We start from the raw sequence: 12,209 nt of genomic DNA, 5'->3' as shown, positions 1-12,209 counted from the left end.
GTAAAGTTTATTGTAATGCAAATTCAAATCTTTTTCATTGAATTTGCATTGATGTATGATGAAGTCGATTGGGGTTTATTAATTTCCATACATGGAGGCGTTCCAAATTGATTACCATCAAGAATGAAAAAGTTGGCAATATCCCAGTTTTACATATGAGCAAGGAAGAGTTGTTTGAAAAAAAGCAGCCGCTTATTTTCTTTATTCATGGTTTTATGAGTGCAAAGGAACATAATCTACATTATGCATACTTGCTAGCGGAAAAGGGATTTCGCGTTATTTTACCGGATGTGATTCATCATGGTGAAAGAGAATCGGAATACAGTGAAAAAGAATTATCGTCCCGCTTTTGGAAAATGATTGTTCAGACGATTCATGAGTTGAACATACTAAAGGAAGAACTTGTGTCTAGACATTTAGTTCAAGCGGACAAAATTGGAGTTGTCGGAACTTCAATGGGCGGCATTGTCACGAATGGGGCACTTGCTGCATATGACTGGATTTCCGCAGCTGTGAGTTTGATGGGCAACCCCGCCTATGTTAGGTTTGCTGAATATCAAGTAGAGCAAATGAAAAAGATACTACCAGAATTGGATCTAAAGGAAAAGGATATTCAAGAACAATTGCAGTTGTTAAAACCTTATGATTTAAGCTTAAATCCGGATAAACTGCAAAACAGACCGCTTATGTTTTGGCATGGAGCAAAAGATCAAGTCGTGCCTTATAAGTTTGCTTATGATCTTTATCAGCATATTAAATCGAATTATGACAGCAAGCCGGATCATTTGATGTTTATTTTAGATGAAAAGGCTGGACATAAAGTGTCGCGATTTGGAGTATTACAAACGGTGGCATGGTTCGATAAGCACTTGCAGCCAACGATACAAAAAGTTTAAGAATTTAGTGTAAATCTGTTATGATGCTCATGTGGAGATAATTTTTCCATATGAAAAAGGAGTGAACAACGTGGATCAAGATGTAAAAGATAGTATTATGGGAGCGTTAGAGCGCGTAATCGACCCAGAATTAGGGGTAGATATTGTGAATCTAGGGCTTGTATATGATGTTGATATGGATGAAGAAGGCTATACAACGATTACAATGACGCTAACGGCTATGGGCTGTCCGCTTGCTGGAGTTATTGTGGATCAAGTGAAATATGCACTTGAAGATCTGCCAGAAGTAAAAGAAACAGAAGTGAACATTGTCTGGACGCCAGCATGGACGAAAGATAAAATGTCTCGATATGCAAAAATTGCACTTGGCATTAAATAATGGAGAAAAGGTCAGATCATGATGATTTGGCCTTTTTTATTTGGGCATGCTAAAAAGGCGTATGAAACATACCCTTCCTATTAATAATTATGTTGGTAAAGAAAGAATGTTGAGGGAAATGTGAAAATAATTTGAACAACTTATCAAATTATAGATTTATTAATTAAGAAAAAGTTCAAAAAAGATGTGAGAAAAGTCACCGCTGAATATCTCTCGATTTGATAATGTGGCAGAGGGGTTAAGTTTTTATATGTATGAATGCAGTCGAGATGAATGAATATGTCTCAATCTATTCACCTGTTTGTTCTTGCTGCTATAAGGGATTCCAAGGGGATGGGATTGTTACAAAAGAAGCTTGGGGTGAATAGTTTATACATCGATTCACTTACTGGGGGGTAGGTTGAATCGATGGTAACCATGAGATTATGGATGTAGTTCTTCTCGAAACTGCGTATATACTTTAATCCGATATCCATGAAAAAAGTCGGTTATTTAAACCGACTTTAATCAATTCTACAAATATCAATTGGACAGTTTTCACAGTCAATTTCAGTACGTAAAAAGTCTACATTGTGAATCGTAATAAATCCTCTGTCCAATGAGATTACATTCTGTTTGCGTAAATCCGCTAACATCCGATTAATGACTTCGCGGGATGTGCCGCAAAAATTTGCAAGTTCTTGATTGGTAAAGGCCATTGTAATGATCGTGCCATTCTCCGTTTCAACGCCGTAGCTATTCATGATTCGAATTAACGTGGAGTATAAAGCTCCTTTTTTGCCATGCAAGAGTAAGTCTCGAAACATCGTTTGAGTTTTGCGGTGTTGAGCGGATAACCAGGAGAGACAATCAATAGCGAGTTGACTATTTTTATAAATTTGTTGTTCGAACTGTTCTTTATTAATGAAGATTACTTCTCCACCTTCAATCATCTTAGCATTCATCATATGTTTAGGTAATTCAGAGAAAAGGATTGTTTCACCGATTAATTCATTACCCGAGCATAGTCGCAATGTTAGTTCACGTCCATCAGGGACGATTTTGCTAATTTGAACTTTCCCATTTAAAATATAAAATAATTCACTTGAGGGCGTACTTTCTTGAAAAAGATAGCGTCCTTTTTCTATATATTTTACAGGATAATTTTCAAGAACTAGTTCATTTAATTTTTGGGGCAAGGAAGAATATTCCATATTAAACCACCTTTATACTGCCTTCTTTACTATTCCTACCATTGATTTAAGCGGAAAAAAGATACATAGTCAACTACCTGTTATAATTTCTTCATTAAATTTATGTATTCGAAATCATTTATACAATTTTATAAAAATACATTTGATTTTATTTTTATTCAGTCATATAATAATAGAATCAAAGAATGACAGGGATTTATGAGTATAGGAGTTGATCTTTTTGAACGTGTCAATAGTAGGTGCCACTGGATACGGTGGTCTTGAGTTAATCCGGTTTTTAGGGAACCATCCTCATTTGGAAATTGCTTCATTGCATACTTCTTCCCAGTTTGGCCGAAATATATATGAAGAGAATGCACATTTAATGCATATGAATTATAAATTAGAAGAGATTGACGCCGAAGCGATTGCTAAAAAATCGGATATTGTATTTCTAGCCACTCCTTCTGGTGTATCCTCTAAATTAATTTCCGAATTTTGCGATTTGAATATAAAAGTAATCGATTTATCCGGTGATTTGAGGTTACAAACACCAGGAGAATATGCACAATGGTACAAGAAAGAACCGGCACCACAGCATATAATTGAAAAATCAGTATACGGTTTGGCTGAATGGAATAAAGAACAAATCGAGCAGGCAGATATCATTGCGAATCCAGGTTGTTATCCAACAGCGACGCTTTTAGGCTTAGCTCCTTTATTCACAGAAGGCTGGGCAACGGGTGAAGATGTAATTGTTGATGCTAAGTCCGGCGTATCTGGTGCTGGGAAGTCGCCAACAGCGGTAACACATTATAGCGAAATGAATGAGAATTTTAAAATTTATAAAGTAAATCAACATCAGCATATTCCGGAAGTCGAGCAGCAGCTTGGGCGTTGGTTTGCAGATATAAAGCCGATTACATTTAATACGCATCTTGTGCCAATGACGCGAGGAATTATGGCAACGATGTATGTGAAAGTGAATCGACAAACAACGAAAGCAGAAGTGAGAGACCTATTTGAAACGGTGTATGCAAATCATCCATTCGTACGAATCCAGCCGTTAGGTCAATTCCCTTCAACGAAACAAGTATACGGCTCTAATTTCTGTGATATTGGTGTCGATTATGATGAGAGAACCGGCAGAGTGACGATTGTCTCTGTAATCGATAATTTAGTAAAAGGTGCTGCAGGTCAGGCCATTCAAAATGCAAATATTTTAATGGGATTAAAAGAAACAGCGGGATTATGGAGTGCTCCATTATATCCGTAATAATTTCGGAGGCAAACAATGAAAACATTACAACCAGTTGAAGTAGTAAAACAAGTAAATGAAGGAAATATTTTAACGCCTAAAGGGTTTAAAGCGGACGGTGCTCATGCGGGATTACGTTATGAGAAGAAGGATGTCGGTGTGATTTATACAGAAACACCAGCTTCAAGCGCAGCTGTGTATACAAAAAATATTGTTCAAGCAGCTCCAATTGCGGTAACGAAAGATAGTATTTCTCAAGAAGGAAAGCTTCATGGAATTATCGTAAACAGTGCTTGTGCCAATGCTTGTACTGGAGAGCAAGGGTTAAAGGATGCTTATGAAATGAGAAAGCTTGCAGCTGAAAAATTTGGTGTATCTGAGCATTTATTTGCAGTTGCTTCAACTGGAGTTATTGGTGAATTATTAGATATGGAAAAAATAGCGAACGGCATTCAAGCGTTGAATCCAACAACGGAGCGCGTATCAGCAGAGAGCTTTGAAACAGCTATTTTAACAACGGACTTAGTATCGAAGCATTGCGGATATGAGGCAATCATTGATGGCAAAAAAGTATCGATGGGCGGAGCGGCTAAAGGATCGGGAATGATTCATCCGAATATGGCTACAATGCTAGGGTTCATTACAACGGATGCGGTGATTGAATCAGCAGATTTACATGCAGCGTTACGAGAAGTAACGAACGATACATTCAATCAAATTACAGTCGATGGAGATTGTTCAACAAATGATATGGTTCTTGTTTTAGCTAATGGAGAGGCTGGAAATGAGCCATTATCGAGCACACATCCTGAATGGCCTGTATTTATCGAAATGTTAAAACAAACGGCGGAAACATTAGCGAAGAAGATTGCTAAAGACGGTGAAGGTGCGACAAAGTTAATCGAAGTAAACGTTCATGGAATGAAAACGAAACCTGAAGCACAAATGATGGGAAAAACGATTGTTGGTTCGAATTTAGTGAAGACGGCTGCTTACGGTGCTGATGCAAACTGGGGTCGAATTATTGCAGCTATGGGACGCAGCGGTGTGACATTTAATCCAAGTGAAGCAACGATTGCTTTTGGCGACATTGTTGTGCTAAAAGACGGGGAACCAGTTGCATTTTCAGAAGAAGAGGCAAAAGTGTATCTAGAGCAAGATAGTTTTACGATTAATGTGTATTTAAAAGAAGGAACAGCATCAGGAACGGCATGGGGCTGTGACTTGACATATGAATATGTGAAAATTAATGGAAGTTATCGATCATAAGGAGTGTCTGAAGAATGAGCGTGTTGGTCATAAAATGCGGCGGAAGCATTATTGATGAGTTATCGGAATCTTTTTTTACAAGTGTAAAAAAACTACAAAGTGAAGGGTATCAAATTGTCTTTGTTCATGGTGGTGGACCAGATATTAATTCGATGCTTGAAAAGTGTGAGATTGAACCAGTTTTCGAAAAAGGCTTGCGAAAAACAACTGATGAAGTATTAGAAATCGTTGAGCTTATGCTGGCTGGTAAGTCTAATAGAATACTAGTTCATAAACTTGAACAGCATGGAATTAAGGCGGTCGGCTTAAATGGTTCTGATGCAGGAATGCTGACTGGCAACTTTATTGATCAAGCCGCTCTAGGCGCTGTAGGAGAAATTGAACACGTAAATCCAGAATTAATGGAAATGCTATTTGAAAAAGGATTTTGCCCAGTCGTAACACCGATTTCAACAACAACAAGCGGACAAAAGCTAAATGTCAATGCAGATATGGCCGCTGGTGCAGTAGCTAAGGCATTAAATGCTGAGATGTGTTTATTCGTAACAGACGTAAAAGGCGTTCTGAAAGACGGGCAAGTTATTGAAGAGTTAACAGAAGATGAAACGAATGCTTTAATCGAGGATGGAAGTATTTATGGCGGGATGATTCCGAAAGTAAATACAGCATTATCGGTTTTAAATAAAGGAATTAAAGAAGTGATGATTGTGAGCGGAAAAGAAGCTTTCTATGAACACAATCAATTCATTGGAACGAAATTTAGTCAAAAAGAGAGGGTACAAAAGTGAGCTCATTATTTCCAACTTATGCAAGATGGGGGATTGAACCAGAAAAGGCAAAAGGTTCTTGGTTGATCAGTACAGAAGGAACACAATATTTAGATTTTACATCCGGAATCGCCGTTTTAAACCTTGGCCATGGTCATGAAAAAGTAAAAAGTGCTGTAGCGAATCAATTGGAGAAATATTGGCATGTTTCCAATATGTTTAAAAGCTCTGCACAAGAACGTACAGCAAAAGTGTTAACAGATGTAACGGGACTTGGACGTGTATTCTTTTCAAACAGCGGAGCAGAAGCAAATGAAGGAGCGATTAAACTAGCTCGTAAAGCGACAGGCAAATCAAAAGTAGTCACTTGCTTGCAGTCTTTCCACGGACGCACCTTTGCCACAATGGCTGCGACAGGACAGGAGAAGGTTCGAGTAGGTTTTGGTGAAATGTTATCAACATTTGATTATGTTCCTTACAATGATTGCGAAGCATTAGCGAAGGCTGTAGACAGTGAAACAGCGGCTGTTATGCTTGAAGTCGTTCAAGGTGAAGGCGGTATCCACGTTGTAGAGCAAGCATTTTTAGATGCTATTAAAGAACAATGTGAAAAGCATGGAGCCCTTCTCATTATTGATGAAATTCAAACAGGAATCGGCCGAACTGGAAAACCGTTTGCATTCCAACATTTCGATGTGAAGCCTGATATTATCACAGCAGCAAAAGGACTAGGAAATGGTCTTCCAATTGGAGCGATAATCGGAAAAGAAGAGCTAGCTGAATGTTTTGGACCAGGAAGCCACGGTTCAACTTTTGGTGGAAATCCAGTTTGTATCGCTGCTGCAGAAGCTGTAGTAAACGAAATTTTCACACTAGAATTTTTACAAGAAACAAATGAGAAAGCACACTATTTAATGAGTGAGTTAACAAAAAGACTGCAAGGCAACAAGCAAGTAGTGGAAGTACGCGGACTTGGAATGCTGATCGGCATTGAGCTAACACACGAAGCACAGTCTACGTTAGAAGCATTGCAGCAAGACGGATTGCTTGTGTTGACTGCGGGACCGAATGTTCTTCGCTTATTGCCAGCTTTAACAGTAAGCAAAGAAGAGATCGATTTAGCTGTAGAGAAAATCAGCAAAGTATTGTCAGTATAAGAAACATTCAAAATTGTATGAATTTTTATAGATAAAAATGAATAAAAATGCTATTCTGTATATAAATATGCATCATCTATAGAGGTGAAAAGATGAAAAACTATCTTCATTTAGCAAATGGCTCCACCTTTGAAGGTGAGCTACTAACAAAATCTAATACAAAAGCAATCACAGGTGAGATTGTCTTTTTTACAGGTATGACAGGTTATCAAGAAGTATTAACCGACCCTTCTTATAAGGACCAAATTATTGTATTTACGTACCCATTAGTCGGAAACTATGGGATTAATGAATATGATTTTGAAAGCAAAAAGCCGCATGTGGCAGGAGTTATTGTATACGAAGGCAATATGCATCACTCTCATTATCAAGCGGAGTATTCATTGAAAGAGTACTTAGATAAATGGAATATTCCACTTCTAAGTCATGTGGATACAAGAGCGGTCGTTAAAAATATTCGTAAAGAAGGATCGATGGAAGCAGCCATCACCTCTGAAGCAGCGTATACGTTTGAGTCATGTACAACAGACCTTGATGCATATGTAGCAGAAGTATCAACAAAAGAAATCGTTAGCTATGGAAATGGCGAAAAACATGTGGTCATGATGGACTTCGGCTATAAAAAATCGATTTTAGATTCATTGCTTAATCAAGGCTGCCGCGTGACGGTTGTTCCGTTTGATACAACATATGAACAAGTAAAAGGGTTAAACCCAGACGGTATTTTATTATCGAATGGCCCTGGAGACCCGAAACAGTTAACTCACTTACTAGGGAATATTAAAAAAGTGATTTCGAGCTATCCAACATTGGGAATTTGTCTCGGTCATCAATTAACATCCTTAGCTTTTGGCGGAGATACGAAGAAAATGCTATTCGGACATCGTGGTGCGAATCAACCGGTTGTAGATTTACAAACGAACCGAGTGTATATGAGTTCACAAAATCATAGCTATGAAGTGGATGAAGTGAGCCTTGAAGAAACATCGCTGCAAGTTCGTTTTAAAAATGTAAACGACGGAACGGTAGAAGGCGTTATGCATAAAGAACTTCCAATCTTTACGACTCAATTCCATCCAGAAGCAAACCCAGGACCGGCTGAAAGCTCTGTACATTTTAATGAATTTTTGCAACTAATCAATGAATATAGCGGGAGAGAGAAAGTATATGCCTAAAGACAACACGATACAAACGATTTTAGTCATCGGTTCAGGGCCAATTGTCATTGGGCAAGCTGCAGAATTTGATTATGCAGGTACTCAAGCTTGTCTAGCCCTGAAAGAAGAAGGATACAAAGTTATTCTTGTTAATAATAATCCAGCAACAATTATGACAGATGAAATTAATGCAGATGCTGTTTATTTCGAACCACTGACAGTTGACACATTAGAGAAGATTATCGCAAAGGAAAAGCCGGACGGTCTGCTTGCGACACTCGGTGGTCAAACAGGTTTGAATTTAGCTTATCAATTAGATGAAGCGGGCATTTTAGAAAAATATAATGTGAGATTACTTGGAACGCCGATTGATTCTATCAAAAAAGGGGAAGACCGTGAATTATTCCGCCAATTGATGTTTGAAATCAATGAGCCTGTTCCAGATAGCACGATTGTTCACACGATGGAAGAAGCGATTGCTTTTGCTGAAGAAATTGGTTTTCCGATTATCGTTCGTCCTGCTTATACACTTGGCGGGTCAGGCGGCGGAATTTCCGATAATATGGATGCATTTAAAGAGCTTGTTCGCGGCGGTTTACAAGAAAGCCCAATTACGCAATGTTTAATTGAAAAAAGCATTGCTGGATATAAAGAAGTAGAATATGAAGTAATGCGTGATGGAAACAATACATGTATTACAATTTGTAATATGGAAAACATCGACCCTGTCGGCATTCATACAGGAGATTCGATTGTTGTGGCACCTTCACAAACTCTTTCGGATGATGAGTTCCAAATGTTGCGATCGGCTTCTATTAAAATTATTTCGGCTCTTGGGATTATCGGCGGCTGTAACATTCAGTTTGCGCTTGATCCAAACAGCAAACAATATTATTTAATCGAAGTGAATCCACGAGTTAGCCGTTCATCAGCACTTGCTTCTAAAGCGACAGGCTATCCAATTGCTAGAATCGCAGCAAAACTTGCGGTAGGCTATAACTTAAATGAGCTAATCAACCCAGTTACAAAGAGCACGTACTCAAGCTTTGAGCCAGCTCTTGATTATGTCGCTGTGAAATTCCCGCGCTGGCCGTTTGATAAATTTGTAACAGCAGAGCGTAAACTAGGTACTCAAATGAAAGCAACTGGAGAAGTTATGGCATTGCATCGTAACTTTGAAGGCGGCGTTCAAAAGGCAGTTGATTCTCTAGAGTTAAAAACATTAGGTCTACAACTGAAATCCCTTGCTGATGTACCAGTATCAGAGCTATGGGAAAAACTCGCTGAGAAATCAGACGAACGAATTTTTGTTATTTTTGAGATGCTTAGAAAAGGTGTCACAATGGAAGAAATTCATGAAGCAACGAAGATTGATTATTTCTTCTTACACTCCTTTGCATCGTTAATTGCAACTGAAAAACAAATTAGCGCTCAGTCACTGCAAGATGTGACGAAGGCTGAGATGCAAGTGTATAAAGAAAAAGGTTTCTCTGACCGTTACCTTGCCTCTGTATGGAATATGTCCGAACAAGAAGTGAGAGCGTATCGTAAAGAGCTTGGTGTAACAGCTGTTTATAAAACAGTTGATACATGTGCAGCGGAATTTGAATCACATACAAATTATCATTATTCTACTTATTTCGGTGAAAACGAACAAGTAAAAACGGATAAGAAAAAAGTGTTAATGATCGGCAGCGGTCCAATTCGTATTGGGCAAGGAATTGAATTCGATTATTGTTCGGTTCATGGGGTATATGCACTTCAAAGTGAAGATATTGAAACAATTATGATTAATAACAACCCTGAAACAGTAAGTACGGACTTTGCTACAGCAGATCGTTTATACTTTGAGCCTTTAACGCTGGAATATGTCATGAATGTCATTGAAGCAGAAGGTATTGAAGATGTTATTGTTCAATTCGGCGGTCAAACCGCAATAAATTTAGCTCAAGGGCTTGAAGAATACGGCGTGAACCTGCTTGGTACATCGTTTGATACGTTGGATCAATTAGAAGACCGCGATCGTTTCTATCAATTGCTTCAAAAGCTGGATATTCCTCACGTTCCTGGTACGATGGCCAACAACGTTGATGAATTAATCGAAAGCGCTCTAGAAATTGGTTTCCCAGTTTTATTAAGACCATCTTACGTAATCGGTGGTCAAGGAATGGAAATCATTCGTTCAAAAGAAAGCTTATTGAATCGCATTGAGAACGGTGTGGCTCTTGTTTATCCTGTGTTAATTGATTCTTATATTCCTGCGAAAGAAGCTGAAATTGATTTAATTGCAGATGGCTCTGATATTTATGTGCCAATCGTTGCGGAGCATGTAGAAAAAGCCGGTGTCCATTCAGGAGACAGTATGGCGTTCTTACCAGCTCAAACATTATCACAAGCTACGAAAGAAAAAATGGTCGATTATGCGAAGCGTATCGTGAATGAGCTTAACTATAATGGGTTAATGAACATTCAGTTTGTGATTGATGGAGAGCAAGTATATGTACTGGAAGTAAATCCACGTGCAAGCCGGACTATTCCAATCATCAGTAAAGTGACAGGTGTTTCATTAGTTCAAGTAGCAACGAAAGTATTGCTTGGTACGTATAAGCTTTCAGATGTATTTGAGAAAACAGGATTAATGGAAGACATTCCGTATTCTGTTGTGAAATATCCAGTATTCTCAACGTTTGCTTTAAGCGGCTTGGATTCAAAAGTAGGACCAGAAATGAAGTCCACTGGTGAAGGAATCGCGATTGCAAGCTCGATGCCAGAATCTTTAGCGAAAGTATTCCACGCTCAAAAAGCGAAGCATAAAACAGGTGTATTCCAAGCAGCATCGGCACAATTAAGCCAAGAGCTAATTGATGCGACGGTAAAAGCTGGTCTTACGATTACCGATGCAGACTTTGAAGCATGGATCAAAGAGGAAGAAGCTGGAGTCGTATTAGCATACGGATCAACAGAAGAAGATAAAAAGATGCGATTAATGGCAGCGAAATATCGCTTGCTTGCTTTTACTCAAGAAGAAACATACAAAGCGTATCTTCAATCATTAACGAATTTAGACTTTGATGTTACACCACTTCAAGAATGGCTGAAAAAGGAAGGGGTATCACACGTATGAACACGCTAGAAATTAATCAAGAAGCAAAAATTATTGATGGCAAAGATTTTTTAGCGATTGCTGATGTATCTTCGTCAACAATTTCTGGGCTATTACAATTAGCACAAGACATTAAGGCGAAATTACAAGCTGGTGAAGAATACGCGCCATTAAAAGGGAAAACACTTGGTATGATCTTCGAGAAATCTTCCACGCGTACACGGGTTTCTTTCGAAGTAGGGATGTTGCAATTAGGCGGTCATGCTCTATTTTTAAGCAGCAATGACATTCAAATTGGCCGTGGTGAAACGATTTCTGATACAGCAAAAGTTCTTTCACAATATGTAGATGGCATCATGATTCGTACATTTGAACATGAGAAAATCGAAGAGCTAGCTGGGGCAGCTACAATTCCGGTTATTAACGGTCTTACAGATTTGGCTCATCCATGCCAAGTGCTTGCTGACTTATTAACGATTGTGGAACTTAAAGGTGAGCTAAAAGGATTAAAAATGAGCTATATTGGGGACGGAAACAATATGGCCCATTCCTTAATGGTCGCTTGTGCGAAAATGGGCATGGACTTCTCAATCGGCTGTCCAGATGGCTATAAACCAGATGAGAAAATCGTCGCTCTTGCTCAAAAAGAAGCAGCAGCAAATGGCTGTCAAATCGTTGTGACAAGCTCAGCGGAAGAAGCAATCCAAGATGCAGATATTATCTACTCTGATGTTTGGACTTCTATGGGGCAAGAAAAAGAAAACAGCATTCGCTTAGAAGCATTCAAAGACTATCAAATTAATGCAGAATTAGTGAAACATGCAAAACCAGATTACTTATTCATGCATTGCTTACCGGCACACCGCGAGGAAGAAGTAACAACAGAGGTGATTGATGGACCAAACTCTGTTATCTTCCACCAAGCTGGAAACCGACTTCATGCACAAAAAGCGGTACTTGTTGATTTAATGTCTAAATAAAATAAACTAGAAGCTGCTCATTCGGAGCAGCTTCTTTTTGTACGACGGAATCTCGCCAAAATTGGTGATAA

The 12,209-nt window shown here is 38.7% G+C and carries 10 protein-coding genes; 9 read left to right on the top strand and 1 reads right to left on the bottom strand.

Going from position 1 to position 12,209, the window contains the following annotated elements; all coding sequences use genetic code 11:
- The first annotated feature begins 107 nt into the window (after positions 1–107).
- Both ACE199_RS08145 and ACE199_RS08140 read left to right on the top strand, forming a co-directional pair.
- Positions 108–896 (top strand): alpha/beta fold hydrolase, encoded by a 789-nt coding sequence (locus ACE199_RS08145; RefSeq protein WP_375349311.1) that lies wholly within the window; start codon positions 108–110, stop codon positions 894–896.
- A 97-nt stretch (positions 897–993) separates the two neighbouring features.
- Positions 994–1,275: a metal-sulfur cluster assembly factor gene (locus ACE199_RS08140; RefSeq protein WP_373995333.1), complete on the top strand. Its 282-nt coding sequence runs from the start codon at positions 994–996 to the stop codon at positions 1,273–1,275.
- 503 nt (positions 1,276–1,778) lie between these two features.
- Here the strand turns inward: ACE199_RS08140 and ACE199_RS08135 are convergent.
- The gene (locus ACE199_RS08135; RefSeq protein ID WP_375349310.1) at positions 1,779–2,468 is read right to left on the bottom strand and encodes a Crp/Fnr family transcriptional regulator; all 690 of its coding nucleotides are present in this window, start codon (positions 2,466–2,468) and stop codon (positions 1,779–1,781) included.
- Between the two features lie 220 nt (positions 2,469–2,688).
- On the opposite strand from ACE199_RS08135, the gene argC reads away from it, so the two are divergent.
- The 7 genes from argC to argF all read left to right on the top strand — a co-directional run bounded on the left by argC (position 2,689) and on the right by argF (position 12,138).
- The gene (gene argC, locus ACE199_RS08130; protein ID WP_375349309.1) at positions 2,689–3,723 is read left to right on the top strand and encodes an N-acetyl-gamma-glutamyl-phosphate reductase; all 1,035 of its coding nucleotides are present in this window, start codon (positions 2,689–2,691) and stop codon (positions 3,721–3,723) included.
- Between the two features lie 18 nt (positions 3,724–3,741).
- Positions 3,742–4,974 (top strand): bifunctional ornithine acetyltransferase/N-acetylglutamate synthase, encoded by a 1,233-nt coding sequence (argJ, locus tag ACE199_RS08125; RefSeq protein ID WP_127759318.1) that lies wholly within the window; start codon positions 3,742–3,744, stop codon positions 4,972–4,974.
- A gap of 14 nt (positions 4,975–4,988) precedes the next feature.
- Positions 4,989–5,762 (top strand): acetylglutamate kinase, encoded by a 774-nt coding sequence (argB, locus tag ACE199_RS08120; protein ID WP_252293348.1) that lies wholly within the window; start codon positions 4,989–4,991, stop codon positions 5,760–5,762.
- Positions 5,759–6,898 carry an acetylornithine transaminase gene (locus ACE199_RS08115; RefSeq protein WP_375349308.1) on the top strand — a complete coding sequence of 380 codons (1,140 nt, stop codon included), beginning with the start codon at positions 5,759–5,761 and terminating at the stop codon, positions 6,896–6,898. Before argB ends, ACE199_RS08115 begins: the two co-directional genes overlap by 4 nt.
- A 92-nt stretch (positions 6,899–6,990) precedes the next feature.
- Positions 6,991–8,073, top strand: coding sequence for a carbamoyl phosphate synthase small subunit (locus ACE199_RS08110; protein ID WP_375349307.1), 1,083 nt, complete (start codon positions 6,991–6,993; stop codon positions 8,071–8,073).
- On the top strand, positions 8,066–11,179 hold the full coding sequence (locus tag ACE199_RS08105) for a carbamoyl-phosphate synthase (glutamine-hydrolyzing) large subunit (RefSeq protein WP_375349306.1): 3,114 nt from the start codon (positions 8,066–8,068) through the stop codon (positions 11,177–11,179). The genes ACE199_RS08110 and ACE199_RS08105 overlap by 8 nt, the downstream gene beginning before the upstream one ends.
- Complete coding sequence (gene argF, locus ACE199_RS08100; RefSeq protein WP_375349305.1) at positions 11,176–12,138, top strand: ornithine carbamoyltransferase; 963 nt, start codon at positions 11,176–11,178, stop codon at positions 12,136–12,138. Before ACE199_RS08105 ends, argF begins: the two co-directional genes overlap by 4 nt.
- Positions 12,139–12,209 lie beyond the last annotated feature (71 nt).

Origin of the sequence: Peribacillus sp. Hz7 (genome assembly GCF_042136355.1) — a bacterium.
GTDB classification, from domain to species: Bacteria; Bacillota; Bacilli; order Bacillales; family DSM-1321; genus Peribacillus; species Peribacillus asahii_A.
The sequence above is the reverse complement of the archived record's forward strand: the minus strand, read 5'-3'. Positions and strand labels throughout refer to the sequence as shown.

Coding starts and splice junctions, on each gene's coding strand:
- ACE199_RS08140 (WP_373995333.1), top strand. CDS start 994: ATGGGAGCGTTAGAGCGCGTAATCGACCCAGAATTAGGGGTAGATATT.
- ACE199_RS08135 (WP_375349310.1), bottom strand. CDS start 2,468: ATGGAATATTCTTCCTTGCCCCAAAAATTAAATGAACTAGTTCTTGAA.
- argJ (WP_127759318.1), top strand. CDS start 3,742: ATGAAAACATTACAACCAGTTGAAGTAGTAAAACAAGTAAATGAAGGA.
- argB (WP_252293348.1), top strand. CDS start 4,989: ATGAGCGTGTTGGTCATAAAATGCGGCGGAAGCATTATTGATGAGTTA.
- ACE199_RS08110 (WP_375349307.1), top strand. CDS start 6,991: ATGAAAAACTATCTTCATTTAGCAAATGGCTCCACCTTTGAAGGTGAG.
- ACE199_RS08105 (WP_375349306.1), top strand. CDS start 8,066: ATGCCTAAAGACAACACGATACAAACGATTTTAGTCATCGGTTCAGGG.
- argF (WP_375349305.1), top strand. CDS start 11,176: ATGAACACGCTAGAAATTAATCAAGAAGCAAAAATTATTGATGGCAAA.